We start from the raw sequence: 21,788 nt of genomic DNA, 5'->3' as shown, positions 1-21,788 counted from the left end.
GGGGGACGTCGCCGTGAGCCAGGAATGGCATGAGATCGTGGTGGAGGCGCTGAAGGCGAACGACATCCGCCTGATCCCCTATGTGCCGGACAACGTGCTGAAGCCGCTGATCGCGGCGATCCACGCCGATCCCTTCTTCACCGCCTTCACCGCGGCGCGGGAGGAGGAGGCGGTCGGCATCGTCGCCGGCGGCGCCATGGCCGGAATGCGCGGCATGGTGCTGATGCAGACCAGCGGCTTCGCCACCCTCGCCAATGTGCTGGCCAGCCTGCCCTGCGCCTACCAGATCCCGGTGCTGCTGATGGTCAGCGAGCGCGGCACTTTGGGCGAGTTCAACACCGGCCAGGCGGCGGTCTGGCGGACCATGCGGCCGACGCTCGAGGCGCTCGGGATGGAGTACCACGTGATCACCCGGCTCGACGAATGCGGGTTCATCGTCGATCGCACCGTCAAGCAGGCGTTGCTGACGCAGCAGCCCGCGGCGCTGATCCTCTCGCCGCTGCTGACCGGCGGGAAGATCTCCCCCGTTAAGGCGAGGGGCTGAGCCATGTCGGACAATACCCATCGCATGAACCGCTTCGACCTGATGCAGCGGATGGTCGCGCGGCTCAGGCACGAGGAAGCCGTCATCGGCGGCATCGGCCATACCAACTTCGACCTTTGGTCCGCCGGGCACCGGCCGCAGAACTTCTACATGCTGGGCAGCATGGGGCTCGCGGTGCCGATCGCGCTCGGCGTGGCGCTGGCGCAGCCGCAGCGGCGCGTCTTCGCGCTGGAGGGCGACGGGTCGATCCTGATGCAACTCGGCTGCCTGACCACTGTGGCGACGCTGCGGCCACGGAACCTGACCATCCTGGTGATGGACAACGGCAGCTACCAGATCACCGGCGGCCAGCCGACGCCGGCGGCCGGCGGCGCAGACTATGTGGCGATCGCGCGCGGCTGCGGCTTGGCGAACTCCGTCTGGGCGAAGGACGAGACGGATTTTGAACGGCTCGTGGAGGAAAGCCTGGTGGGCGAGGGGCCGAACCTGATCGGCCTGAAGCTGGACGATCAGAAGCCGCCCACGCAGACCGAGCGCGACCCGGCGCAGATCAGGGACCGGTTCATGCGCGGGCTGGGGGTGAAGAAGAGCAAGCTGCCGGGGTAGCGGGCGGGAGCATGCGCCGCGACCCGCTTCGCCACCCCGACCCTCGCTGGCCCGGCGATTGGGTTCCGGTGCGTGCGGGCGGCCGGGCTGTGTCGGCTGCTTTCCCGGATCGGGCGGGTTGCCAAGCTTGGGCGCGGCCAGCCTTGCAGCACCGCTTGACAGGGCAAGCCGAGCCTTCGCAGGCTGCCCGCCTGCACCGGCCGCGAGCGCCGATGAGGAGGATGTCCCGCATGCCTGCCCGCTTCCCCGGATTTGAGCCGCGCGGCACCATCCCCGCGGTGCTGCTGCCCTTCCACGACGACCTCACGATTGACGAGGCATCCTATCGCGCGCATCTCCGCGACGTGGCGACGGTTCGCGGCGTCACCGCCATCACCACCAATGCGCACGCCTCCGAGGTCGCCTCTTGCGACCCGGAGGAGCAGGAGCGGGTGCTAGCGGTCACGCTTGACGAGATCGGCGACCGCCTTCCGGTGGTGAACGGCATCTATGCCGACGGAACCTTGCAGGCGGTGCGCCAGGCGAAGCGCGCGGCAGCCGGCGGCGCCTCGGCATTGCTGGTCTTTCCGCCCGGCGTGCTGGCGCGCGGCCATGCGGCGCGGCCGGATTGCCTCGCCGACCATGTCAGGGCCATCGCTGACGCCACCGACCTGCCGCTCATTGTCTTCCAGTACCCGGCGGTGACGGGCCTGACCTATCCGATCGACACGCTGGTCAGGCTCGCCGGGGAGGTGCCGAGCTTCCGCGCCATCAAGGACTGGTGCAACGACCCGGCCCTGGCCGAGCGGCACATCGAGGTGCTGCAGGGCCTGCGCCGGCCGGTGAATGTGCTGTCGACGCACAGCGCCTGGCTTTTCGCCTCGCTTGTCACCGGCGCCGCTGGTCTGCTCTCCGGCTCCGGCAGCGTGATTGCCAATTTGCAGGCGCGACTCTTCGATGCGGTGCAGGCCGGCGATCTCGCTGCGGCGCAGGCGCTGAACGCGCGCATCCGCCCCACCGCGCAGGTCTTCTATGCGGATCCCTTCTTCGACATGCACAACCGGATGAAGGAGGCACTGGTGCTGCTCGGCAAGCTGCCCCGCGCCGTGGTCCGCCCGCCCTTGAAGAAGCTGGAGGCAGCGGAGATCAGCCGCATCGCCGATGCGCTGGTCACCGCCGGCCTGCTCGAACGCACCTGCCTGGCAGCCGAATAGCCGCCCCACTGAGAAGCAGCGGGTCCGGGGGAAACGCTGTCCCCCGACCTTTCCTCCTATTGCATCGCTGCGCGGTATTTCTCCAGCATCTGGACCCCTTCCGGCCCCGCCCGCTGCACCCATTCCGCGGTCAGCGTTTCGCCGATCGACTTCAACTCGGTCATCATCTGCTCCGACGGCGTCGGCAGCAGCATGCCCTTCTCTCGCAGCCTGTCGGACTGCACGACCTCCGCCTGCTTCGCTAAGTCCTTGCCGCGCGTCGTGGCGGCGGCCGCGGCGGCGAGCAAAGCATCGCGCGACGGCACATCCAGCGCCTGCAGCGCCCGGGTATTGGCGACGACCGCGTTCCGCGTCCGCATCCCGCCGACATTGTACCAGTAGCGGGTGAAGTCCCAGGCGGTGACGTTCACCCCGCTCTGCGCCGAGGTGAACATCGAGGTGATGACATTGGTGGCGAAGGCCTGGCTGACCTCGGCCAGCTGCACCGTCACCGGCGTCGCGCCCATCAGTTCCGCCATACGGCCCGTGACGTTGTTGTAGGCGCGGAAGCGCGTGCCTCTCAGGTCCTGCACGCTGCGCAGCTCGGTCTTGGCGTAGAAACCCTGCGCGTCCCAATGGACCATGTAGAGCAGGGTCAGCCCCTGGCGTTCCAGCCGGGCGCGGATATAGGGCTCGGTTGCCGTGTTCAGCGCCTCGGCCTGCGGCCAGGTCCAGGCGAGGAAGGGAACGCCGTCGACCTCGAAGAAGGGATCCTCGTTGGCATAGGCGCTGAGCAGGATCTCGCCGAGCTGCACCTGGCCGGTCTGCACGCCACGCTTGATCTGGCTCATCGGCAGCAGCGAGGCGTTGTTGTGCAGTTGGATCGCAAGCCGGCCCCCGGTCGCCTTTTCCACTTCGGCAATGAAGAGCCGGATATTGGCGGTGTGGAAATTCTCGGCATATGGCGTTGCGATCACCCATTTGGTCTGGGCGAGGGCTGGGGCGGTGGCGCAGAGCACGACAAGGCCCAGGACTCCGGCCCATTTGGTCCAGCGGTTCATCGGCTTCGTCTCCCGGCAAGGATGGCGTTGTCGACGGCGTATCCTCGGTTGCACGGTTCCACGGCCCGAGAGGCGCGGCAAGGCTTGCCGCCGGAGCATCCCGCGCCCGATGATCTGCCGCCCTGCCGGAGCCCCGCCCGATGCCCGATCCGCATGCCTCCAGCCCCGCCCGCCTTGTCATCCAGCAGCCGGAGGATGCGCGCAGCTTCTGGCAGCCGATGCCGGCCAACGGCTTCGTCCGCTGCTTGCTCGATGGCGCCAACACGGCGTCCGAGACGCCCTTCGCCTTCGGCACCCAGACCGTCGATCCTGGCTGCCATGTGCGCGAGCACATGCACGACGCGAACGAGGAAGTGATATTCGTCATCGCCGGCGAGGGCGAGGCGCATATCGAGGGCACCGTCCATCCGATGCGCCCCAACGCCTGCTTCTTCTTCCCGCGCGACCGGCCGCATTCGTTCCACAATACCGGCACCGGGCCGCTGAGCTTCGTCTGGTGCATCATGCCCGGCGGGCTCGAGACCTTCTTCGCCCGTATCGGCCGCCCACGCGCCGAGGGCGAGCCGCCGTCGCCTTTCGCGCGTCCGGAGAATGTGCGGCAGATCGAGGCGGAGACCGTCTTCGGCAGCCTGCCGCCGAAAAGCTAGCCGCGTGCCGCCGCCGGTTCCATCCTGGGCGAAACACCCGGAGGAAGCCCCATGCAACGCCTGTTCGGCCTGCTGCTGGCCATGACGATGCTGGCAGGAGCCGCCGCGGCGCAGCCAGCCGAGGGCTGGGCGACCAGCTGGGCGGCGTCGGTCCAGGGACCCTATCCCATGGGCAATCCCTCGGCTCAGCCGGACCAGCGCTTCCTGTTTCCCGATCCGGGACGCGGCGCACGCGACCAGACGCTGCGGCTGGTGGTGCGGCCGAGCTATTGGGGTAGGCAGGCGCGGCTGCGCTTCTCGAACGCGCTGGGAACACGTCCGCTGGTGCTGGACGGCGTGCATCTCGGCGTGCAGCTCGGCGGCGCGGCACTGGTTCCCGGCACCAACTAGCCGGTGCGCTTCGCTGGCCAGGACAGCGTGACCATCCCGCCGGGCGGCATGGCCTGGTCCGATGCGCTGCCGCTGCCCTTCGTGCCCGAGGGGCAGGGCGGGCTGCTGCAGGGCCGGAAGCTCACGGTCAGCCTGCATGTAGTCGGTGAGAGCGGGCCGATGACCTGGCATGCCAAGGCCCTGCAGACCTCCTATGGCAGTGCACCCGCCGCTGGTCGTCATGGACATGAGGAGGGGGAGGCGGCCTTCCCCTTCAGCACGGCATCGTGGTTCTTCCTCGACGCACTCGACATGCTGGCGCCAGCGGGGACGCCGGTGGTGGTCGCCTTCGGCGACAGCATCACCGACGGCACCGCCTCCACCATGAACGGCGACGACCGCTGGCCGGATGTGCTGCAGCGCCGCCTGTTCGAGCGTTTCGGCAATCGCGTCGCGGTGGTGAATGCCGGCATCGGTGGCAACCAGATTGCCGGCCCGGCTGAATATGCCGCGGAGAAGCCTTTCCCTGGCGGACCTAGCGCCGGGGCGCGGCTCGAGCGCGACGTGCTCAGTCTGTCCGGTGTCAGCAGCTTCATCTGGCTGGAAGGCACCAATGATTTCAGCCACAACGGCAATGCGAGCGTCGAGGCGGTGCAGGCGGCGATGCGCGAGGCGGTCGGCCGCGTCCGGGCGAAGTTCCCGCAGGCGCGGCTGATCGGGGCCACCGTCACCTCGGCGCTGAACAGCACCAGCCCGGCGCATGGCTTCGCCCTGCAGGACGAGAAGCGGAAGGCGCTCAATGCCTTCATCCGCACGCCCGGGCTGTTCGACGCGGTCGCCGATTTCGACGCGGCAACGCTCGACCCGCGGACCGGCGGCCTCAGGCCGGAGATGGTGCCGGAGAGCACCACCGGCGGCCCGGGCGACCGGCTGCATCCCAACCGCGCCGGCTACCTGGCAATGGGGATGAGCCTCGACCTTTCGACCGTGGTCCCCGGGCTCCGGTGACTCAGGTCGTGGGACGGTAGCGCGATGCGACGTCGCGCCGCGACAGGTTGGGGCCCATCGCCAAGCGTGCCGCGTTGTAGCTGGTCCATTGCGCTTCGTCGGCCAGCGGCGGGATGGTCACCGTCTCGCCGCGATCGAGGCCGAGCAGGGCTGCATCCACCAGGTCGCCCGCTTCCATCACCTTTTCGGCCGGGAAGGCGTTCAAGTCGGTGCCGGAGCGCTCCCAGATCTCGGTGCGGGTCGCGCCGGGCAGCACCGCCTGCACGTGCACGCCAGCCTCGCGCAGCTTGCCGGCAAGCGAGAGCGACAGGTTCAGGATGAAGGCCTTGGACCCGCTGTAGACCCCGTCGTAGGCCTCCGGCGCCACCGCCAGGACCGAGGCGATGTTGACGATTGTGCCGGAGCGGCGGGCGACGAAGGCCTTGGCGGCGGCGCCGGCCAGTAGTGTCGGTGCGGTGACGTTCAGCGCGATCAGCCGCTGGACCTCGGCCGGCCCGTTGTCGAGCAGGCCGCCCTTCATCGACATGCCGGCATTGTTGACCAATAGGGTGACGACGGGGTCGGTCGCCAGCCGGTCGGCGACCCGCGCCAAGGCGGCGGGGTCGGTCAAGTCGGCCGGCAGCACCTCGACCGCGCGGCCAGTCCCGGCGCGGAGCTGGGTGGCGAGCGCCTCCATGCGCCCGGCATCACGGGCGACCAGGATCAGATCGTGGCCGCGATGGGCGAGGCGGTCGCCATAGACCGAGCCGAGGCCGGTCGAGGCGCCGGTGACGAGGGCGGTGCCCAGGGGTTGGCGGCTCATCTCGGATCTCCTGCGGGCACTCGGCCCAATTAGTTGCATGATGATAGTCACATGGCTTGCGCCATGCAACTGACCCTGAGTCGCTGCCCCATCGCGACGCTCCGCCGTCCCGCCGCGTTGAGGCTGTGGCGGGATGCAACCACTGGGGGAGGAATGCCGTGGAAACGCACGGCCCAACGCCACGCATCCGGCGGACCCAGCGCATCGCGCTGGCGCTGCTCGTGCTCAGCGGCGTCGTCAACTACATCGACCGCGCCACGCTGGCGGTGGACAATCCGCTGATCCGGGACGAGCTGGGCCTGTCGGTCGGCGACATGGGCGTGCTGCTCTCGGCTTTCCTCTGGGCCTACGCCTTCACCCAGTTGCCGGTCGGCGCATTGGTCGACCGGCTCGGCCCGCGGCACATGCTGGCGCTCGGGCTCGGCCTCTGGTCGCTCGCTCAGGCGGCGGGCGGGCTGGTGACGAGCTTCACGCAGTTCTTCGCCGCTCGCATCGTGCTGGGCCTTGGCGAAGCGCCGCAATTCCCGACCGCCGCCCGGGTGAGCCGGGATTGGTTCAACCCGCGCGACCGCGGCACCGCGACCGGGATCTGGAACTGCTCCTCGACCCTCGGCACCGTCATCTCGGTGCCGCTGCTGACCTTCCTGATGCTGGTGGTTGGCTGGCGCTGGATGATCCTGGTCATGGGCCTGCTCGGCATCGCCGTCGCCGTCCTCGCCTACATCATCTACCGCAATCCGTCCGAGGTGGCGCTGACGGAGGCCGAGCGGACCCACCTGACCGAGGGCGATACCACCGGGGAGATGGCCCGGCTCACCCTCGGCGAATGGAAGCGGCTGTTCGCCTACCGCACTACCTGGGGGATGCTGCTGGGCTTCTTCGGGACGATCTACATCCTCTGGATCTATGCCTCCTGGCTGCCGGCCTACCTGCAGATGGAGCGGCACATGAGCATCGCCCGCACCGGCTGGGTCGCCGCCGTCCCCTTCGTCTTCAGCGTGCTGGGCAGCCTGCTCGGCGGCCGCATCGCCGATGTGCTGGCGCGGCGCGGCATGCGGCCGATCGACAGCCGCAAATGGCCGATGGCGATCTCGCTGGCCGGGACAGGGGTTTTCACCGCGCTCGCCGCCTGGTCGGCCAACGACATGCTGGCGATCGGCTGCATCTCGGTGGCGATGTTTCTCTGCTACGTCTCGACCGCGACGGGCTGGGCGCTGGTCTCGGTCGCGGCGCCGGCGAATTGCACGGCATCGCTGGGGGCGATGCAGAACTTCGGCGGATATCTCGGCGGTGCGCTGGCGCCGGCGACCACCGGGCTGATCGCCGAATCGACCGGTAGCTTCACCCCGGCCCTGCTGGTTGGCGCTGGGCTCGCGCTGGTCTGCGCCGTGGCCTATGCGACCATCATCCAGGACCCGATCCCGGCGGCGGAGCTCGATGCGCAGGGGGTGATGGCGCCGGCCGAATACCAGCGGCGGCCCGGGCCTGGCCGCAGCGCCTAGGCACGGCCGGGCCTCGTGCCCGACCGTTCACGCCCGTGACCTAGCTACCGCGCCGTGCGCCTGGTCGATCGGGTTGCCAGGATCGGCCGCGGCCTGGCAGCCGGATCGCCGAAGGGTGGGCGACGCCCTTTGGGTCAGCGCCGTGGCGCCCTGCAGCGGGTCCCGCCGCAGGAGCGGGCGATCCATGCGGGCGTGCGAATCCCGCTCAGCCCTGGGTTTCGGGCAGCCGTACTTCCAGACCGTCCAGCGCCTCGGTGATCCGGACCTGGCAGGACAGCCGCCGCCCCGGCGGCCGCATACCCAACGCATCCTCGATCATATCGCCTTCGTCGAGGCCCGGCCCGCCGACCGCCGCGCGCCAGGGCTCCGCCACCTCCACCATGCAGGAGGCGCAGGCGAGCTGCCCGCCGCAATCCGCCGGCAGCTTCGCCACGTTGTGCCGCACCCCGACCAGCATGACCGTTTCGTCCTCGCCGGATTCGAGGACCTGCCGGCTGCCATCCGGCTGGATGAAGGTGATCCGCGCCATAGTCTGCCCTTCCGCTGCGGCGCCGGTCTCACCCGGCCGGGCTTCCGGCGCAAGCCATGCCGGTGCAGGCTGCGCCCCGCATGATAGGGAGCGAAGAACCATGGCCTATACGCCGTTCGACCTGACCGGAAAGGTGGCGCTGGTCACCGGCGGCAATGGCGGCATCGGCCTCGGCATGGCCCAGGCCATGGCGGAGGCCGGGGCCGAGATCGCCATCTGGGGCACCAGTGCGGCGAAGAATGCCGCCGCGAAGGGCAAGCTCGAATCCGCCGGCGTCCGGGTGCTCGCCCTCGAATGCGACGTCGCCGAGGAGGCCGAGGTAGATGCCGCCTTCGCCGAGACACTCTCTGTGCTCGGCCGGGTCGATGGCTGCTTCGCCAATGCCGGCGTCTCTGGCGGCCGCAGCTCCCCCTTCGTCGAGCGAACGGTGGAACAATGGGACCGGGTGCTCGACATCAACCTGCGCGGCGCCTTCCTGACCTTCCGCGCCGCCGCTCGGCACATGAAGGCGCGGGCCGAGGCCGGCGACAAGGGCGGCGTTCTGGTCGGCACGGCCTCGCTCGCCGCGATCGAGGGCGCGGCGCGGAACGAGCATTACGGCGCGTCGAAGGGCGGCATGACCGCGATGATCCGGGCGCTTGCGGTCGAGCTCGCCCGCTACGGCGTCCGCGCCAACTCCATCCTGCCCGGCTGGATCGAGACGGACATGACCGCGCGCTCGACCAGTGACCCGAAATTCGCCGGCAACGTGCTGCCGCGGGTACCGATGCGGCGCTGGGGCACCGGCGCGGATTTCGGCGGCATCGCCGTCTACCTGATGAGCGGCGCCTCGGCCTTCCATACCGGCGATACCTTTGTCATCGATGGCGGCTACGCGCTCTACTGAGCGAGGCGGGGCCGCTGGACCGGCACGCGGCTTCCGGTCCAGGCTCGGCGCCAGCGAACCGGGCCGGAGGACGCACCGGCCGCTGCGGAGGAAACACCATGGCACGCCGCTTCATCGACATCTCTGTGCCGCTCAAGGCCGGGATCCGCTCCGACCCGCCGGAGATGCTGCCGCAGATCGAATACGTCGATCACCACCAATCGGCGCCGCGCATGGCGGCCTATATGGGTGTGCCGGTCGAGGCGCTGCCGGAGGGCGAATACGCCGCGGTGGAGCGGGTGAACATCAGCACCCACAACGGCACCCATCTGGACGCGCCCTACCATTACTTCTCCCGGATGAACGAGCGGCTGGTGCCCGGGGGCGAGCCGTCCTGGCGGATCGACGAGGTGCCGCTGGAATGGTGCCACAACCCGGGCGTGAAGCTCGACTTCCGGCATTTCGAGGACGGCTATGTGGTGCAGCCGGCGGATGTCGAGGCCGAGTTGAAGCGGATCGGCCACGTGCTGAAGCCGCTCGAGATCGTCGTGGTCAATACCCGCGCAGGGTCGCGCTATGGCGAGGAGGATTTCATCGATGCCGGCTGCGGCATGGGCAAGGCCGCGACGCTCTGGCTGCTGGAACGCGGCATCCGCCTGGTCGGGACCGATGGCTGGTCTTGGGACGCGCCGTTCAGCCATACCAAGCGGCGGGTCGAGGCGACCGGCGATGCCGGGCTGATCTGGGAAGGCCACCGTGCCGGGCGAGAGATCGGCTATTCCCATCTCGAGAAGCTAAGCAACCTCGAAGCCTTACCGGCGGACGGATTCCAGGTGGTCTGCTTCCCGGTGAAGGTGCATCGCGGCTCGGCCGGCTGGACCCGGGCGGTGGCCATCATCGAGGACTGAGGCGCGGCGCGTGCCGATGTCCGGTGCCTGGCGCGACGGTGACCAGCCGGAGAGGGGGCCAGGCACGCCCCTCTTTGGCCGGGCATTCAGACCTGGGCGAAGAGCCGGCGGAGCGCCGGCATAGCCTCCTGCAGCACGCCGCGCTCGGTTTCCTCGAGCCGGTCGAGGCCGGCATGGAGGCGGCTGAAAAGCGCGGTGCGGACCGAGGTGGTGATCTCCTGGCCACGTTCGGTGAGGACGAGCTGCATGCGGCGGCGCGAGGTCGGATGGCGGCTGCGGAGCACGTAGCCTTCGGCGGCCAGCTTCACCAGCATGACCGAGGCGGTGGGAAGGCGGACGCCGAGATAGGCGGCGACTTCGGAGAGCGAGGCCCCGGGAGCCACCAGCAGGTAGTTGAGGATGCGGAACTGCGGCGGTGTCAGGCGGCCGTCAGGCACGGCGCGGACCGCTTCGGTGGCCATGATGCGGTTCGCCGTCATCATCATGGCGAGAAGGGCGGGCGGCAGATCTTCCCGTGCGGCGTTATCGCCGGCCGTGCCGGCGGTTGACAGGATCTGGATTGATGGCGCGATCGGTCCTGCGCCTTGGACATTCGTGAGTTGCATGGCCCCCTGAATATCAAAGCCCACGCGCGCATCTGCAAGCGGAACGAGATGGCATCGGCACGATATGACGTAACGACTTGCTTATGAAAATGTCGGCCGATGGATGTGCGAAACATCAGGCGAGTTGCCATATCGGTTCCCTAAGCGATGGACACATTTGCGTTAAATTCCGCACTTCTCTGCCGATTTCCGGTTTCGGCAGCTCGAGCCTGAAACGTATGCAAAGCCTCGCTGAAATGTCCGTCCTGCCATCCTTTCCGGCGATCCTGCCAATCTGTCGCGGCTGAATATCACAAAATTGTGATTTACGCGTGCAAAGTTGCCTGCCTGAACGGAGATAACCTCGCTAGTTCGCGATCAAGCAGTGCCTGGGCGGTGCGAGTCGGCGCAATCGGCCGGCAAGATCCGGTCGAGTCGGCACCAATCCGCCATGAACGGCTCCTGTGACGAGGCACTCGTCGCTTACCAGGTAATGTAGTCGAAGGGCTTCCGCCTCGATGTCGCGTCATTCGCCGCGCCGACGTCGGCCGAGACAGCCGGTCGGCGCGAACAGACCGCTCCGGAAGGCTACACGATTGGCAGGCAGGTCCGATAAATCGGTTCGTCATTCCGCAAGCGGCTCGGCCATTGTCCACCCCGCCGCCTGGCGTGGCGCGGATCGGGCTTGCAAAGGCGGCGCGGCGGACGTCGAAGCGTCGTGGGGCAGCCGGCCCCTGGCGCGAGTTGCTGCGGCGCGGCAGCATCAAGGCTTACCCCGAGACGAGGCACCATGCCGCAGATCGACGCTGACCGCTTCCTTCGCGACCTCAACGAGCTACGGCGGATCGGCGCCTACAAGACCGGCGTCCACCGACCCACCTATTCGTCGGAGGACATGGAAAGCCGCCGCTGGCTGATGGAGCGGATCGCCGAGATCGGGCTCGACCCATCGATCGATGGCATCGGCAATGTTTATGGCCGGCACAAGGGCGCTGGTCCCCATCTGCTGGCCGGCAGCCATATCGAGACCCAGAATTACGCCGGCTGGCTGGACGGCGCGCTAGGTGTGGTCGCCGGCCTAGCCCTGGCGCGGGCCGGGCTGCCGGTGGACGTGGTCGCCTTTGCCGATGAGGAGGGGCATTTCGAGGGCGGCTTCCTCGGCAGCCGCTCCATCCTCGGTCTGTTGCCGGATGACGAGATCGATCGCAGCCGCAACCGCACCGACGGCATCCCGCTGCGCGACGCATTGGCCACCGCGGGCCTCGCCGGCAAGCCGCGCATGCAACTCGAGAAGGGTCGCCACAAGGGCTTCCTCGAGATGCATATCGAGCAGGGGACGCAGCTGGAGCAGGCCGGGCTGCGCGCCGGCGTGGTCACCGGCATCGTCGCCATTTGGCAGTGGCGCATCACCATCGAAGGCATGCAGGACCATGCCGGCGGCACCACCATGGCCGAACGACGCGATGCCGGCCTGGCGGCGGTACGTCTGCTGGCGATGATCGACCAGGAATTTCCAAAGGTCTGCGGCGAGCGCAGCACCTGGACCTGTGGCCGCATCGCCGTCGAGCCTGGCGCGCCGAGCATCATCCCCGGCAGGGCGGATATCCTCTTCCAATTCCGCGACATCGACGTCGCGGTGCTGGAGCGGATGGAGCGGTGTCTGCGCGCCTGCGTGCAGGAGAGCAACCGGCGGGAACGGACCACGGCGACGCTGCTGAACATCAGCAAGTCGCTGCCTGCCCCCTGCGATCCGGCGATGATGGCGGCGCTGGACGCGGCGGCCGAGGGCCTGGCGCCCGGCCTCTGGCAGCGGATGCCGAGCGGGGCGGGGCACGATGCACAATACATGGCGCGGGCCATGCCGGTGGCAATGCTGTTCACGCCCTCGATCGGTGGCATCAGCCACCACTGGGCGGAGGACACGAAGGAGGAGGATCTGGCGCTGTGCTGCCGCATCCTCGGCGACGCGGCGGCGCGGTTCCTGGCTGAGTAGGGAACTGGGTAGGGAAAAGGACTCCCTTTCCGACCCCTCCCGTCCTTTCCGTGAGTGGCATGTCGCCGCGCGGTGGCACCCGACCCAAAGGAATGGAGGAGGGGCCGGGGAGGCTACCTCCGCCCTGGCCTTTCCTACGGCACGTTGCCCGGCGCCGGCATCAGCGACACATGCGCGGCGGCGATCCGCCAGCCCTCGGGAAAGCGCACCCAGGTCTGGCTTTGCCGCCCGTGCCGCGAGCCACGCAGGAACTCGGTATTTGCCGTGGCGAAATCGCGGCCATAAGTTGTGATGACGGTGTTCTGCAGCGTCCGCTCCAGCCCGACCGGCGAGCGCCCGGCGCGGAATGCGGCGATCATCTCCCAGCCCAGCAGGTTCTCGGCCGGGCCATAGCGGAGGGTGCGGGCATCCTTGCGGAACAACTCCTGCAGCACGACAACATCGTTCGTGACCAGCGCCCGTTCATACTCGGCGAACATGGCCTGCATCTCGGCCAGCACCTCGGGGATATCGATATCCATCAAGCCCGTTCCTTTCCCCTTATATGCGCGCGCCAGCCGCCGGTCGCGGAGATGTCCGGCATGCCGATGACGCCCGCCGCCTCGCATAGGAAGCCGAGCGGAGTCGAGCCGTCCTCGAGCGTCACCCGGCCGAAGCCGAGCGGCGGCGGAATTTCCGCGAGGAAGGGCCCGACGCTGGCGGCAGGGAAGGCCCAGACCTCGCCGGCTATGGCGACGCCGCCCTCCGCCACCCTCACTAAGCCCGGCCGGTTGCCGAGGTCGTGGAAGCGGTAGAGCGGCGCGGTGCGCGCGGCCGATAGAAACCGCCCACCGTGCCGCAGCACCTGCGGGTTCAGCGGCAGCCCGGCCATATGCGCCCCGATCGCCAGCAGCGGGAGCTCGCCGGGGGCCAGGGGCGGTGGAACAGGCGGCGGCGGCGTCGCTGCGCCGGTGGCGCCCAGCGTCACGCCCGCGACCGCATGCAGCGCCGCGCCGAGCCCGGCCAGCCGTGCCTCGGCGAAGGCAGGCCCGACCAAGGTCACACCGGCCGGCCGTCCATTGGCGCGGAAGCCGGAGGGCACGGCGAGTGCCGAGAGGTCGCAGATATTGACGAAATTCGTATAGGTGCCGAGCCGGCTATTGGCCGCAACGGGCTCCGCCGCCAAGTCGGCGAGCGTCGGCGCGCCCGGCGCGGTCGGCAGCAGCAGGATATCCGTCCGGGCGAAGAGCGCACGTGCCAAGCGGCGCGCTTCGGCGGCAGCGTGGAAATCGTCCCAGGCGTCGATGGTGCGCTTGTCAAGTCCGGCCTCAAGAATCCCGCGGGTCACCGGATGGATCGCCTCCGGCTTCGTCGTCAGCAGGTCGCGCAGCGCTGCGGTGCGTTCCGCCACCCATGCACCGTCATAGAGTCGGCGGGCGATCGCCAGGAAGGGCGCGATATCGACGCGGGTGACGGTGCCGCCCAGCGCCTCCGCCCGCGCCAGGGCCGCATCGTACAGCGCGGCGTCGTCGGGGCTGTCGAAGACCAGTTGTTCGGGCAAAGGCGCCGCCAGCTGCCAGGCCGGCTGCGGCGCCGGGACGGCGCGCCAACCGACGGGGGCAGCGCGCGAATAGCGGTCAGCCGAGGCCGGGCCCGCCATGACCTCCAGCACCGCGCCGGCATCGGCCACCGTGAGCGCGAAGACCGACACGACGTCGAGCGACCGGCAGGCCGGCACCACGCCCTGTGTCGGCACCAGGCCGAGGCTAGGTTTCAGCCCGACGATGTTGTTCAGCATCGCCGGGACCCGCCCGGAGCCGGCGGTGTCCGTCCCCAGCGAGAAGGCGGCGATGCCGGCCGCGACCGCGGTGGCGGAGCCCGAGGAGGAACCGCCGGGGACACAGTCCGGCAGCACCGGATTGCGCGGCGCGCCATGGGGGCTGCGCGTGCCGTTGAGCCCGGTGGCGAATTGGTCGAGGTTGACCTTGCCCAGCAGCACCGCGCCGGCCGCGAGCAGCCGGGCGACGACCGGCGCGTCCTCTGCGGGGGTATAGGCGTAGTCGGGACAGGCCGCGGTGGTCGGCACGCCGGCGGCGTCGATATTGTCCTTCAGCACGAAAGGGACGCTGAACAGGGCGCGGCCCTGCGGCCCCTCGGCCGCCAGCGTCGCGGCGCGTGCCCGGACCGTGCTGGGCGGCACGCGGGCAAGGAAGAGCGCCGGGTCGTCCCAGGCCGCGATCCGCGCCAGTGCCGCGTCGGCGACCGCGACGGGACTGCCGCCGGCGGCGAAGAAGTTCGCCAGTGCCGGTAGGGTGAAGACCTCGGGCACCGTCACGCGGGATACTCCAGCAAGCCGGCGGCAGCGCGCAGCAGCTCGCTATCCGGCGCGCGCAGCGCGTCGAGGATGCGGAAATGGTCGGCGCCGGCGACCGGGACCAGCGGTCCCGGGACATGCGCCTCGGCCCGCGCCGCGTGGAACTTGCGTGACTGGCGGCGCAGCTCCGGCAGCTCGCCGCTGCCGTAGGCTACCGCCATCGGCTTGCGCACCATCGGCTGGCGCAGCGGCGACAGCGTTTGGATCTCGGCCTCCGTCAGTTGCAGCTTATCGTTGAGGTAGGTGTCGCGGATCGGCGCCAGCTCGAAGACCCCGGAGATGGCCAGGCCGGCGGCGACCGCCGGATGGCCGACGCAGGCCGCGGCCAGGTGCCCGCCGGCCGACCAGCCCGACAGCACCACGCGTCCGGCAATGCCATGCGCCGGGCCATGCTCCTGCAGCCAGGAGAGGGCGGCATGGACCTCCGCCACGATCTGCGTCAGCGAGGCATCCGGCGCCAGGGTGTAGCCGGGGAAGCCGACCGACCAGCCGCGGGCGAGGGCGCCCTCGGCGAGGATGCAGAAATCCTCCCGCCGGTTGCGCTGCCAATAGCCGCCATGAACGAAGACAAGGCAGGGCGCATTTGGCGCCACGGCGGGAAACAGGTCCCATTCCGTTCGCTCGCCCGCCGCATAGGTCAGGTCGAGATGCCCGGTATGCGCCGCACGGAATCCAGCGGAAGCGGCGTTGCGCGCGGCTATCAGCGCGGCACTGTCGGCGACGGCGCGGGTATTGTCATAGGCCGCGTCGCGCTGGTCCCGCGTCGAGCCGGCCCAGAAATCGGCCATCGGGTAGTGCATCATGCGGGGTCTCCGGCCAGGTCGCGGCGCATCAGCAGCACCTGGAGGTTGCGCTTGATCTCGTGCTCCATCCCGGCATGCACCCAACCGAGCCCGGCATAGAGCGGCGCGGCGGTCCAGGTATAGAGCCAGAGAGTGCCGATGCCGGCAGCGCGGGCGAAGCCCTCCACGTGCCGCACCAGCATGCTGGCGTGGCCGCGGCCGCGAAAGGCCGGCAGGACGTAAACCCCGGCGAGCCAGGGGGTGAGGTCGGGCCGCGAGTCCAGATCGTCATGCGCCAGGCTGGCGGTGCCGGCGGGCGTGTCGCCATCGAACAGCACGAAGCTCTCCTCGGGGCCCTTGGTTGGTCCTAGGATCAGCGCTGTCAGTTCCTCGATGCTGCGCCCGCCCGGCCGGCCGAAGGCCTCGACCAGCCATGCGGCGACCTGCGGCGCAAGGTCGGGATGTTCCGAGACGGCGAGGATTCGGATTGGCATCGGCGGGACCCCGGCTGCGGCGGCGGGACGCTACCACCGGCGCGGCTGGCGCCACTGGTGATGCCCGCCCAGCAGCGCCGAGAGATGCCGCCGCAGTGCGTTGAACTCGGGCGAGGTCGGGTCGCGCGGCCGGGCCAAAGCGATGCGCTCATCGGCGACGATCCGCCCCGGGCCGGGCGACATGACCACCACGCGGTCGGCAAGGATGATCGCCTCCTCGATGGCATGCGTCACGAAGATCACCGTCAGCTTCGTGCGCGCCCAGATCTCCAGCAGCTCCGCTTGCAGGCGCTCGCGGGTGAAGGCGTCGAGCGCACCGAACGGTTCGTCCATCAGCACAACCTCGGCGTCGTTGGCCAGCACGCGGGCGATCGCCACGCGCTGCTTCATGCCGCCGGAGAGCTGGTGCGGATAGGCATCGGCGAAGCGGGTGAGCCCCACAGTGTCGACGAAGCGCTTGGCGGTCGCCGCGACCTCGGCCTTCGGGCGGCCGCGCGCGGCGGGGCCGAAGCCGACATTCTGGGCCACCGTCAGCCAGGGAAACAGGCCGTAATCCTGGAACACCATGCCGCGGTCGGGGCCCGGCCCGGCGACCGGCTTGCCCCACATCAGCAAGGCGCCCTCGCTCGGCGTCTCGAAGCCACCGACCATGCGCAGCAGGGTCGACTTGCCGCAACCGGAGGGGCCGATCAGGCAGGCGAACTCGCCCTTCTCGATCCTCAGCGTGGCATCGGAGAGCGCGGCAATGCTTTCATTGCCGAAGGCGAAGCGCTTGGTGACGTTCCGCACGTCGAGGATCGGCAGCATGGTGCGCACCGGCGTCCCGACCGCGGAGAGGTCATCCATGCTGCGGGCTCCAGCGCAGGAGGCGCCGTCCCAGCATCTGCACCAACTGGTCGGAGACGAAGCCGAGCAACCCGATGGTGACCATGCCGGCGATGACGATCTCGGTGCGGGAGAGCTGCCGCGCCTCCATGATGATGGCGCCGAGCCCGGTCTGCACCCCGGTCATCTCGCCCACCACGATCACCACCCATGCGAAGCCGAGGCCAAGCCGCAGCCCGGTGAAGATCGAGGGCAGCGATGCCGGCAGCACCACCTTCCAGAAGATCGCCTGGCGATTGACGCCGAGCATCGCCGCGGCCTCGAACAGCCGCCCCTCCACGCTGCGGACGCCGAAGATGGTGTTCAGCAGGATCGGGTAGAAAGCGCCGAGGAAGACTAGGAAGAAGGCCGAGCGGGGGCCGATGCCGAAGACGATCATCGCCAGCGGCAGCCAGGCGGTCACCGGGATGGGCCGCAGGATCTGCAGCGAGGGGTCGAGCAGGTCGCGCACCACGGCGATGCGGCCGATCAGCATCCCGAGCGGCAGCGCGACCAGCGCCGCCAGGGCGAATCCGCCATAGACCCGGCCGAGGCTGGCGAGCGTATGGTCCAGCAGCGTCGCCGAATAAAGGTCGTCCCAGACCCCGCCGAAGGCGAGGTCCCACCACTGCACCGCGACATCCCAGGGCGGTGGGATAAGGCTGAAGGCGCGCCCACTGGTCGAGAGGTGCCAGGCGACCAGGCCGAGCACCGGGGCGGCGACCGCCAGCATCGCCTGGCGGGGCGAGATGCCCCGCCCGGCCAGCGTGCTCATGCCGCCGTCTTCGCCAGCTCGTCGGAGAACTGCGTGGCGAAGAAGGTACCGAAATCCGGCATCGCGCGGATCTGCTTCAGGCTCAACATGTGGTCGGCGTAGGTCTTCGACCGTTGCACCATCCCCGGCGTCATCTGCCAGTTCAGCTCGACATTGGGAAGGCTGACCTCGAGCGCCTCGCGCTTCATGCCGAGCCGGGCGACCGCGGTCTCGATTGTCAACTCGCGGTTGGCCATGCCGAACTCGCTCGCCTTGCGGTGCACGCGCAGCATCTGCCGCACCAGATCGGGCTTCTGCGCCACGGTCTCCGCATGCGTGGCGAAGATCATGTTCAGCGAGCCCATCGGCGTGGAATAGGGATATTCGACGATCTTGCCGATGCCGGAGGCAACCGAGACGCCCGGCCCCGGCTCGGCGCCGACATAGGCGTCGACATCGCCGCGGGCGAGGGCGATCGGCATCTCGCTGAAGGAGACGCGGATCGGCTGGATGTCGCGGATGGTCATGCCCTCCATCCGCAGCCGCTCGAGGATGAAGACTTCCTGCGTCGAGCCGGGCCAGATGCCGACCTTCTTGCCGCGGAGGTCGGCCAGCTTGTCGATGCCGCCATCCTTGCGCGCCACCACCGCCATGCCGCGGTCGCAGCAGGAGCCGACCACCACCACCGGCTCGCGCGCCGCGGCGCCGAGGATGCCGGCGGCGATGCCGAAGGCGCCGAAATCGACCGACTTCGTGACGACGGCATTCTTCGACTCGGTCGGGCTCTCGAAGACCACGATCTCGATCTTCATTCCCGCGGGCTGGAAGCGCTCATACATGTAGGGCGCGATGGAATGGATCAGGCGCAGCGCGCCGACCTTCACGGTGACGCCCTGGGCGCGCACCGCGGGTGCGGCGAGGCCGGCGGCGCCGGAGGCGAGCGTCGCGGCCAGCATGCTGCGGCGGGTGAGGGTCATTGGCGTGGGCCTCCCGGGCGGGTTCGTAGTCCCGCCGCGGAATGCAACGGCCGTGCCGCGGAATGGGCGCCGGGCAGGTCCGGGGTGGCGGCCCTGCCGCCCAGGCCTTGTGCAGCTCTGCTCAGCCCGCGCGCAATTCCCTCACCGGTTTGCCGGCAAGATAGCCCTCCACCGCCTCCACGGCCCCGGCGAAATAGGCGCGGTAATTCTCCTCGGTCACATAGCCCAGATGCGGGGTCAGGACGGTATTCGGCGCGGTGAGGATAGGGTGGCCGGGCGGCAGCGGCTCGGTGTCGAAGACATCGATCCCGGCGCCGGCAATCCGCTTCTCGGCCAAGGCTGCAATCAGTGCGGGCTGGTCGATCAGCGGCCCGCGGCTGGTATTGACGATCACCGCCGAGGATTTCATCCGCGCGAAGTCGGCCGCCCCGATGATGCCGCGCGAGCGGTCCGACAGGATCAGGTGCAGCGTCACCACGTCGGCTTGGGCCAGCAATTCCTCCTTGGTGACCGCGGTGGCGCCGGCGGCCTCGGCCTTCTCCGGCGTCAGGTTCTGGCTCCAGGCAATGACCTTCATCCCGAAGGCCGCGCCGACCTTGGCCACCCGGCTGCCGAGGTTGCCGAGCCCGACGCAGCCGAGCGTCTTGCCCTCCAGCGTATTGCCCAGCTTCACCTGCCAGCGGCCCTCGCGCAGCGCCGCTTCCTGCTCCGGAATCCGGCGCATGAGGGAGAGGATCAGGCCCCAGGTCAGGTCCACGGTCGGATGCGCGAAGGAAGGCGTGCCGCAGACCGTGACGCCGCGCTCGGCGCAGGCCTCGAGGTCCATGCCGCGGTTGCGGCCGCCGGTGGTGATGAGGAGCTTGAGGTTTGGCAGCTGTTCGATCAAGGCACGCGGGAAGGGGGTGCGCTCCCGCATCGCCAGGATGGCGTCGCAAGGCTGCAGCCGGTCCAGCAACGCCTGGCCGGTGACGGTGTCGCGGTACTGCTCGATCTGGATCGAGTCGGGCAGCCGGTCCCAGGGGCCGAGCGCCAGGGTAACCCCCTGGTAGTCGTCGAGGATGGCCAGGCGCTTGATCTCGGGCATCGGTTTCTCTCCCACGGATATTCCGTCATGGCCGGGCCGGACGCCGGCATCAACCCGGGACGCTATCCCCGCAGCGCCCGCAACGCGTTGAGGATCACCGCCACGTCAATCGCCTCCTGCAGGACTGCGCCCTGCAGCGGGGTCAGCCAGCCCGCCGCGGCCGCCATCATGCCCAGCACGGAGAGACCGATCCCGGCGGCGACGCTCTGCAGCGCGATGCCCCGGGCCCGGCGGGCGATCCGCATCGCCTCGGCCAGCCGGTCGATCCGGTCGACCAGCACCACAGCATCCGCCGCCTCTGCGCTGGCCGCAGTCCCGCGCGCGCCCATGGCGACGCCGATATCGGCCGCGGCGAGCGCCGGCGCGTCGTTGACGCCGTCGCCCAGCATCAGCACCGGTCCCTGCGGCTTCTCCCGCAGCACGGCGGCGACCTTCTCGGCCGGGCTGCGCTCCGCCAGCACCGCATCGACGCCGAGCCGCGCCCCGACCGCCTCGGCGACCGAGGCGCGGTCGCCCGAGAGCAGCACGATCCGCCGGATGCCGGCGGCCCGTGCCGCCGCCAGCATCGCCGCGGCGTCCTCGCGCAACGGGTCGGCCAGCACCAGCAGGCCGGCCGGGGCGCCATCCACCGCGACGCAGACCCGGAGCGCCCCGGGCGCCTGGCCGTCCTCCGCAGCGCCCGCATCCGCCCAGCCATGCGCCGCAACGAAGCCGGCGCCGCCCAGCGCCACCGCCCGGCCTTCGATCCGCCCGGCGATGCCGGATCCGGCTTCCTCCCGCACCTCCTCGGGCATGCTCAGGGGCAGGCCGGCCGCCCGCGCCGCATCCACCAGGCCGGCGGCGACCGGATGGGCGCTGGCCTGGTCGAGAGAGGCGGCGAGGCGCAACACCTCCCCGGGCGTCATGCTGCCCTCCGGCCGCGTTTCCAGCAGCCGGACCCGGCCTTCGGTCAGGGTCCCCGTCTTGTCCAGCAGCAGGACACGGACCCGGGCCAGCATCTCCAGCGCCGCGCCGCTTTTCACCAGCACCCCGGCGCCGGCGGCGCGCGACAGGCCGGCGATGAGCGCCACCGGCACCGCCAGGATCAGCGGGCAGGGGGTCGCCACCACCAGCACCGCCAGCGCCCGGCGCGGATCGGCGGCAGCCAGCCAGGCCGTGCCGGCGATCAGCAGCGTCGCGGCGAGGAAACCCAGCGCCCAGCGGTCGGCCAGCCGGGCCATCGGCGCCCGGCTGGCCTGGGCCTGCTCGACCAGCCTGATGATGCCGGCCAGGGTGCTGTCGCCGGCCGACCGCTCGGCCTCCAGCTCGAAAGCCTCGCCGGCATTGGTGGCACCGGACTGGATCGCCTCGCCGGCGGCCAGGGCGATCGGGATCGCCTCCCCGGTCAGCGCCGCGGTGTCCAGCACGGCGGGCCCGAGGCTGCGCCCATCGACCGGCACCACTTCGCCCTGGCGGACCAGCACGCGGTCGCCGGGCCGGAGCGCCGCGAGCGGCACATTCTGAAGCCCTGCCGGACCGTGCCGTGTGGCGCGGCGCGGCTGGCGGGCCAGCAGGGCGGCCATTTCCCGGCGGGCCCGGTTCCTTGCATGGTCCTCGAGGAAGCTGCCGCCGGCGAACATCAGGGCGACGACCGCAGCGGCGAGCTCCTCGCCCAGCGCGAGCGCACCTGCCATCGACAGCGCCGCCAGCAGATCCAGCCCGGCCTCGCCGCGCAGCAGGCCCTGCACGATGTCGCGCAGCAGGACCGCCAGCACCGGCAAGGTTGCCAGGGCGAAGACATTGCCGGCCAGGTCGGGCGAGAGCCGGAGCAGCGCGAGGCCCAGCAGCAGCCCGGCCGCCGCCCAGCCGAGCAGGGCGAGCCGTAGCCGGTGCGCGCCCACGGGCGTCAGG

24 protein-coding genes are annotated in these 21,788 nt (G+C 70.0%); 10 read left to right on the top strand and 14 right to left on the bottom strand.

What is annotated here, in order from left to right; genetic code table 11:
• Positions 1–13: 13 nt before the first annotated feature.
• The 3 genes from E2C06_RS02290 to E2C06_RS02280 all read left to right on the top strand — a co-directional run bounded on the left by E2C06_RS02290 (position 14) and on the right by E2C06_RS02280 (position 2,343).
• Complete coding sequence (locus tag E2C06_RS02290) at positions 14–544, top strand: thiamine pyrophosphate-binding protein (protein WP_133286961.1); 531 nt, start codon at positions 14–16, stop codon at positions 542–544.
• A gap of 3 nt (positions 545–547) precedes the next feature.
• Positions 548–1,150: a thiamine pyrophosphate-dependent enzyme gene (locus E2C06_RS02285; RefSeq protein ID WP_133286960.1), complete on the top strand. Its 603-nt coding sequence runs from the start codon at positions 548–550 to the stop codon at positions 1,148–1,150.
• Between the two features lie 230 nt (positions 1,151–1,380).
• Positions 1,381–2,343, top strand: coding sequence for a dihydrodipicolinate synthase family protein (locus E2C06_RS02280; RefSeq protein ID WP_133286959.1), 963 nt, complete (start codon positions 1,381–1,383; stop codon positions 2,341–2,343).
• 56 nt (positions 2,344–2,399) lie between these two features.
• Here E2C06_RS02280 and E2C06_RS02275 read toward each other — a convergent pair whose 3' ends face one another.
• Positions 2,400–3,383 carry a TRAP transporter substrate-binding protein gene (locus tag E2C06_RS02275; protein ID WP_165982164.1) on the bottom strand — a complete coding sequence of 328 codons (984 nt, stop codon included), beginning with the start codon at positions 3,381–3,383 and terminating at the stop codon, positions 2,400–2,402.
• Positions 3,384–3,523: 140 nt separating this feature from the next.
• Here E2C06_RS02275 and E2C06_RS02270 point away from each other — a divergent pair, with 140 nt between their 5' ends.
• From E2C06_RS02270 to E2C06_RS02265, 3 genes are read left to right on the top strand one after another with little or no spacing between them, the layout of a single operon-like run.
• Positions 3,524–4,030 carry a cupin domain-containing protein gene (locus tag E2C06_RS02270; RefSeq protein ID WP_133286957.1) on the top strand — a complete coding sequence of 169 codons (507 nt, stop codon included), beginning with the start codon at positions 3,524–3,526 and terminating at the stop codon, positions 4,028–4,030.
• Positions 4,031–4,081: 51 nt separating this feature from the next.
• Entirely contained in the window at positions 4,082–4,420 is a 339-nt protein-coding gene (locus E2C06_RS38590) for a hypothetical protein (protein ID WP_206664403.1), read from the top strand.
• Between the two features lie 3 nt (positions 4,421–4,423).
• Positions 4,424–5,407 carry a GDSL-type esterase/lipase family protein gene (locus E2C06_RS02265; RefSeq protein WP_206664402.1) on the top strand — a complete coding sequence of 328 codons (984 nt, stop codon included), beginning with the start codon at positions 4,424–4,426 and terminating at the stop codon, positions 5,405–5,407.
• 1 nt (position 5,408) lies between these two features.
• On the opposite strand, the gene E2C06_RS02260 is transcribed toward E2C06_RS02265, so the two are convergent.
• Complete coding sequence (locus E2C06_RS02260) at positions 5,409–6,209, bottom strand: SDR family NAD(P)-dependent oxidoreductase (RefSeq protein WP_133286956.1); 801 nt, start codon at positions 6,207–6,209, stop codon at positions 5,409–5,411.
• Between the two features lie 158 nt (positions 6,210–6,367).
• Here E2C06_RS02260 and E2C06_RS02255 point away from each other — a divergent pair, with 158 nt between their 5' ends.
• Positions 6,368–7,711 carry an MFS transporter gene (locus tag E2C06_RS02255; RefSeq protein WP_165982163.1) on the top strand — a complete coding sequence of 448 codons (1,344 nt, stop codon included), beginning with the start codon at positions 6,368–6,370 and terminating at the stop codon, positions 7,709–7,711.
• Between the two features lie 27 nt (positions 7,712–7,738).
• On the opposite strand, the gene E2C06_RS37305 is transcribed toward E2C06_RS02255, so the two are convergent.
• Together E2C06_RS37305 and E2C06_RS02250 are read right to left on the bottom strand one after the other, a co-directional pair.
• On the bottom strand, positions 7,739–7,897 hold the full coding sequence (locus E2C06_RS37305) for a hypothetical protein (RefSeq protein WP_165982162.1): 159 nt from the start codon (positions 7,895–7,897) through the stop codon (positions 7,739–7,741).
• 19 nt (positions 7,898–7,916) lie between these two features.
• A complete protein-coding gene (locus tag E2C06_RS02250; RefSeq protein ID WP_165982161.1) occupies positions 7,917–8,240 on the bottom strand; it encodes a 2Fe-2S iron-sulfur cluster-binding protein in 324 nt (107 codons plus the stop codon).
• Between the two features lie 100 nt (positions 8,241–8,340).
• Here E2C06_RS02250 and E2C06_RS02245 point away from each other — a divergent pair, with 100 nt between their 5' ends.
• Together E2C06_RS02245 and E2C06_RS02240 are read left to right on the top strand one after the other, a co-directional pair.
• Positions 8,341–9,126, top strand: a complete 786-nt coding sequence (locus tag E2C06_RS02245) for an SDR family NAD(P)-dependent oxidoreductase (protein WP_133286953.1) — start codon at positions 8,341–8,343, stop codon at positions 9,124–9,126.
• Between the two features lie 98 nt (positions 9,127–9,224).
• Positions 9,225–10,013 (top strand): cyclase family protein, encoded by a 789-nt coding sequence (locus E2C06_RS02240; RefSeq protein ID WP_133286952.1) that lies wholly within the window; start codon positions 9,225–9,227, stop codon positions 10,011–10,013.
• Positions 10,014–10,099: 86 nt separating this feature from the next.
• On the opposite strand, the gene E2C06_RS02235 is transcribed toward E2C06_RS02240, so the two are convergent.
• The gene (locus E2C06_RS02235; protein ID WP_165982160.1) at positions 10,100–10,474 is read right to left on the bottom strand and encodes a MarR family winged helix-turn-helix transcriptional regulator; all 375 of its coding nucleotides are present in this window, start codon (positions 10,472–10,474) and stop codon (positions 10,100–10,102) included.
• Between the two features lie 913 nt (positions 10,475–11,387).
• On the opposite strand from E2C06_RS02235, the gene E2C06_RS02230 reads away from it, so the two are divergent.
• Positions 11,388–12,590, top strand: coding sequence for a Zn-dependent hydrolase (locus E2C06_RS02230; RefSeq protein ID WP_133286950.1), 1,203 nt, complete (start codon positions 11,388–11,390; stop codon positions 12,588–12,590).
• A 134-nt stretch (positions 12,591–12,724) separates the two neighbouring features.
• Here the strand turns inward: E2C06_RS02230 and hpxZ are convergent, their stop codons facing one another.
• From hpxZ to E2C06_RS02185, 9 genes are all read right to left on the bottom strand, one after another.
• Complete coding sequence (gene hpxZ / locus E2C06_RS02225; protein WP_133286949.1) at positions 12,725–13,111, bottom strand: oxalurate catabolism protein HpxZ; 387 nt, start codon at positions 13,109–13,111, stop codon at positions 12,725–12,727.
• Positions 13,111–14,904 carry an allophanate hydrolase gene (atzF, locus tag E2C06_RS02220; protein WP_241671081.1) on the bottom strand — a complete coding sequence of 598 codons (1,794 nt, stop codon included), beginning with the start codon at positions 14,902–14,904 and terminating at the stop codon, positions 13,111–13,113. The genes hpxZ and atzF overlap by 1 nt, the downstream gene beginning before the upstream one ends.
• Positions 14,901–15,746 (bottom strand): alpha/beta hydrolase, encoded by an 846-nt coding sequence (locus E2C06_RS02215; RefSeq protein WP_133286948.1) that lies wholly within the window; start codon positions 15,744–15,746, stop codon positions 14,901–14,903. The genes atzF and E2C06_RS02215 overlap by 4 nt, the downstream gene beginning before the upstream one ends.
• Positions 15,743–16,219, bottom strand: a complete 477-nt coding sequence (locus E2C06_RS02210) for a GNAT family N-acetyltransferase (protein WP_133286947.1) — start codon at positions 16,217–16,219, stop codon at positions 15,743–15,745. Before E2C06_RS02210 ends, E2C06_RS02215 begins: the two co-directional genes overlap by 4 nt.
• 30 nt (positions 16,220–16,249) lie before the next feature.
• Positions 16,250–17,065 carry an ABC transporter ATP-binding protein gene (locus tag E2C06_RS02205; protein WP_133286946.1) on the bottom strand — a complete coding sequence of 272 codons (816 nt, stop codon included), beginning with the start codon at positions 17,063–17,065 and terminating at the stop codon, positions 16,250–16,252.
• On the bottom strand, positions 17,058–17,858 hold the full coding sequence (locus E2C06_RS02200) for an ABC transporter permease (RefSeq protein WP_133286945.1): 801 nt from the start codon (positions 17,856–17,858) through the stop codon (positions 17,058–17,060). The genes E2C06_RS02205 and E2C06_RS02200 overlap by 8 nt, the downstream gene beginning before the upstream one ends.
• Entirely contained in the window at positions 17,855–18,814 is a 960-nt protein-coding gene (locus E2C06_RS02195; RefSeq protein ID WP_133286944.1) for an ABC transporter substrate-binding protein, read from the bottom strand. The genes E2C06_RS02200 and E2C06_RS02195 overlap by 4 nt, the downstream gene beginning before the upstream one ends.
• 121 nt (positions 18,815–18,935) lie before the next feature.
• Entirely contained in the window at positions 18,936–19,898 is a 963-nt protein-coding gene (locus E2C06_RS02190; RefSeq protein WP_133286943.1) for a D-2-hydroxyacid dehydrogenase family protein, read from the bottom strand.
• Positions 19,899–19,960: 62 nt separating this feature from the next.
• Positions 19,961–21,778, bottom strand: a complete 1,818-nt coding sequence (locus E2C06_RS02185; RefSeq protein WP_206664401.1) for a heavy metal translocating P-type ATPase — start codon at positions 21,776–21,778, stop codon at positions 19,961–19,963.
• Positions 21,779–21,788: the final 10 nt, after the last annotated feature.

The organism is Dankookia rubra (genome assembly GCF_004355005.1).
Lineage (GTDB): Bacteria > Pseudomonadota > Alphaproteobacteria > Acetobacterales > Acetobacteraceae > Paracraurococcus > Paracraurococcus ruber_A.
The sequence above is the reverse complement of the archived record's forward strand: the minus strand, read 5'-3'. Positions and strand labels throughout refer to the sequence as shown.

Bases quoted from the DNA above. Each gene is read 5' to 3' on its own strand.
- E2C06_RS02190 (WP_133286943.1), bottom strand. From the start codon at position 19,898: ATGCCCGAGATCAAGCGCCTGGCCATCCTCGACGACTACCAGGGGGTT.
- E2C06_RS02280 (WP_133286959.1), top strand. From the start codon at position 1,381: ATGCCTGCCCGCTTCCCCGGATTTGAGCCGCGCGGCACCATCCCCGCG.
- E2C06_RS02240 (WP_133286952.1), top strand. From the start codon at position 9,225: ATGGCACGCCGCTTCATCGACATCTCTGTGCCGCTCAAGGCCGGGATC.
- E2C06_RS02245 (WP_133286953.1), top strand. From the start codon at position 8,341: ATGGCCTATACGCCGTTCGACCTGACCGGAAAGGTGGCGCTGGTCACC.
- E2C06_RS02285 (WP_133286960.1), top strand. From the start codon at position 548: ATGTCGGACAATACCCATCGCATGAACCGCTTCGACCTGATGCAGCGG.
- E2C06_RS02250 (WP_165982161.1), bottom strand. From the start codon at position 8,240: ATGGCGCGGATCACCTTCATCCAGCCGGATGGCAGCCGGCAGGTCCTC.
- E2C06_RS02230 (WP_133286950.1), top strand. From the start codon at position 11,388: ATGCCGCAGATCGACGCTGACCGCTTCCTTCGCGACCTCAACGAGCTA.
- hpxZ (WP_133286949.1), bottom strand. From the start codon at position 13,111: ATGGATATCGATATCCCCGAGGTGCTGGCCGAGATGCAGGCCATGTTC.
- E2C06_RS37305 (WP_165982162.1), bottom strand. From the start codon at position 7,897: ATGGATCGCCCGCTCCTGCGGCGGGACCCGCTGCAGGGCGCCACGGCG.
- E2C06_RS02275 (WP_165982164.1), bottom strand. From the start codon at position 3,383: ATGAACCGCTGGACCAAATGGGCCGGAGTCCTGGGCCTTGTCGTGCTC.
- E2C06_RS02215 (WP_133286948.1), bottom strand. From the start codon at position 15,746: ATGATGCACTACCCGATGGCCGATTTCTGGGCCGGCTCGACGCGGGAC.
- E2C06_RS38590 (WP_206664403.1), top strand. From the start codon at position 4,082: ATGCAACGCCTGTTCGGCCTGCTGCTGGCCATGACGATGCTGGCAGGA.
- E2C06_RS02200 (WP_133286945.1), bottom strand. From the start codon at position 17,858: ATGAGCACGCTGGCCGGGCGGGGCATCTCGCCCCGCCAGGCGATGCTG.
- E2C06_RS02235 (WP_165982160.1), bottom strand. From the start codon at position 10,474: ATGGCCACCGAAGCGGTCCGCGCCGTGCCTGACGGCCGCCTGACACCG.
- E2C06_RS02270 (WP_133286957.1), top strand. From the start codon at position 3,524: ATGCCCGATCCGCATGCCTCCAGCCCCGCCCGCCTTGTCATCCAGCAG.
- E2C06_RS02210 (WP_133286947.1), bottom strand. From the start codon at position 16,219: ATGCCAATCCGAATCCTCGCCGTCTCGGAACATCCCGACCTTGCGCCG.
- E2C06_RS02205 (WP_133286946.1), bottom strand. From the start codon at position 17,065: ATGGATGACCTCTCCGCGGTCGGGACGCCGGTGCGCACCATGCTGCCG.
- E2C06_RS02260 (WP_133286956.1), bottom strand. From the start codon at position 6,209: ATGAGCCGCCAACCCCTGGGCACCGCCCTCGTCACCGGCGCCTCGACC.
- E2C06_RS02195 (WP_133286944.1), bottom strand. From the start codon at position 18,814: ATGACCCTCACCCGCCGCAGCATGCTGGCCGCGACGCTCGCCTCCGGC.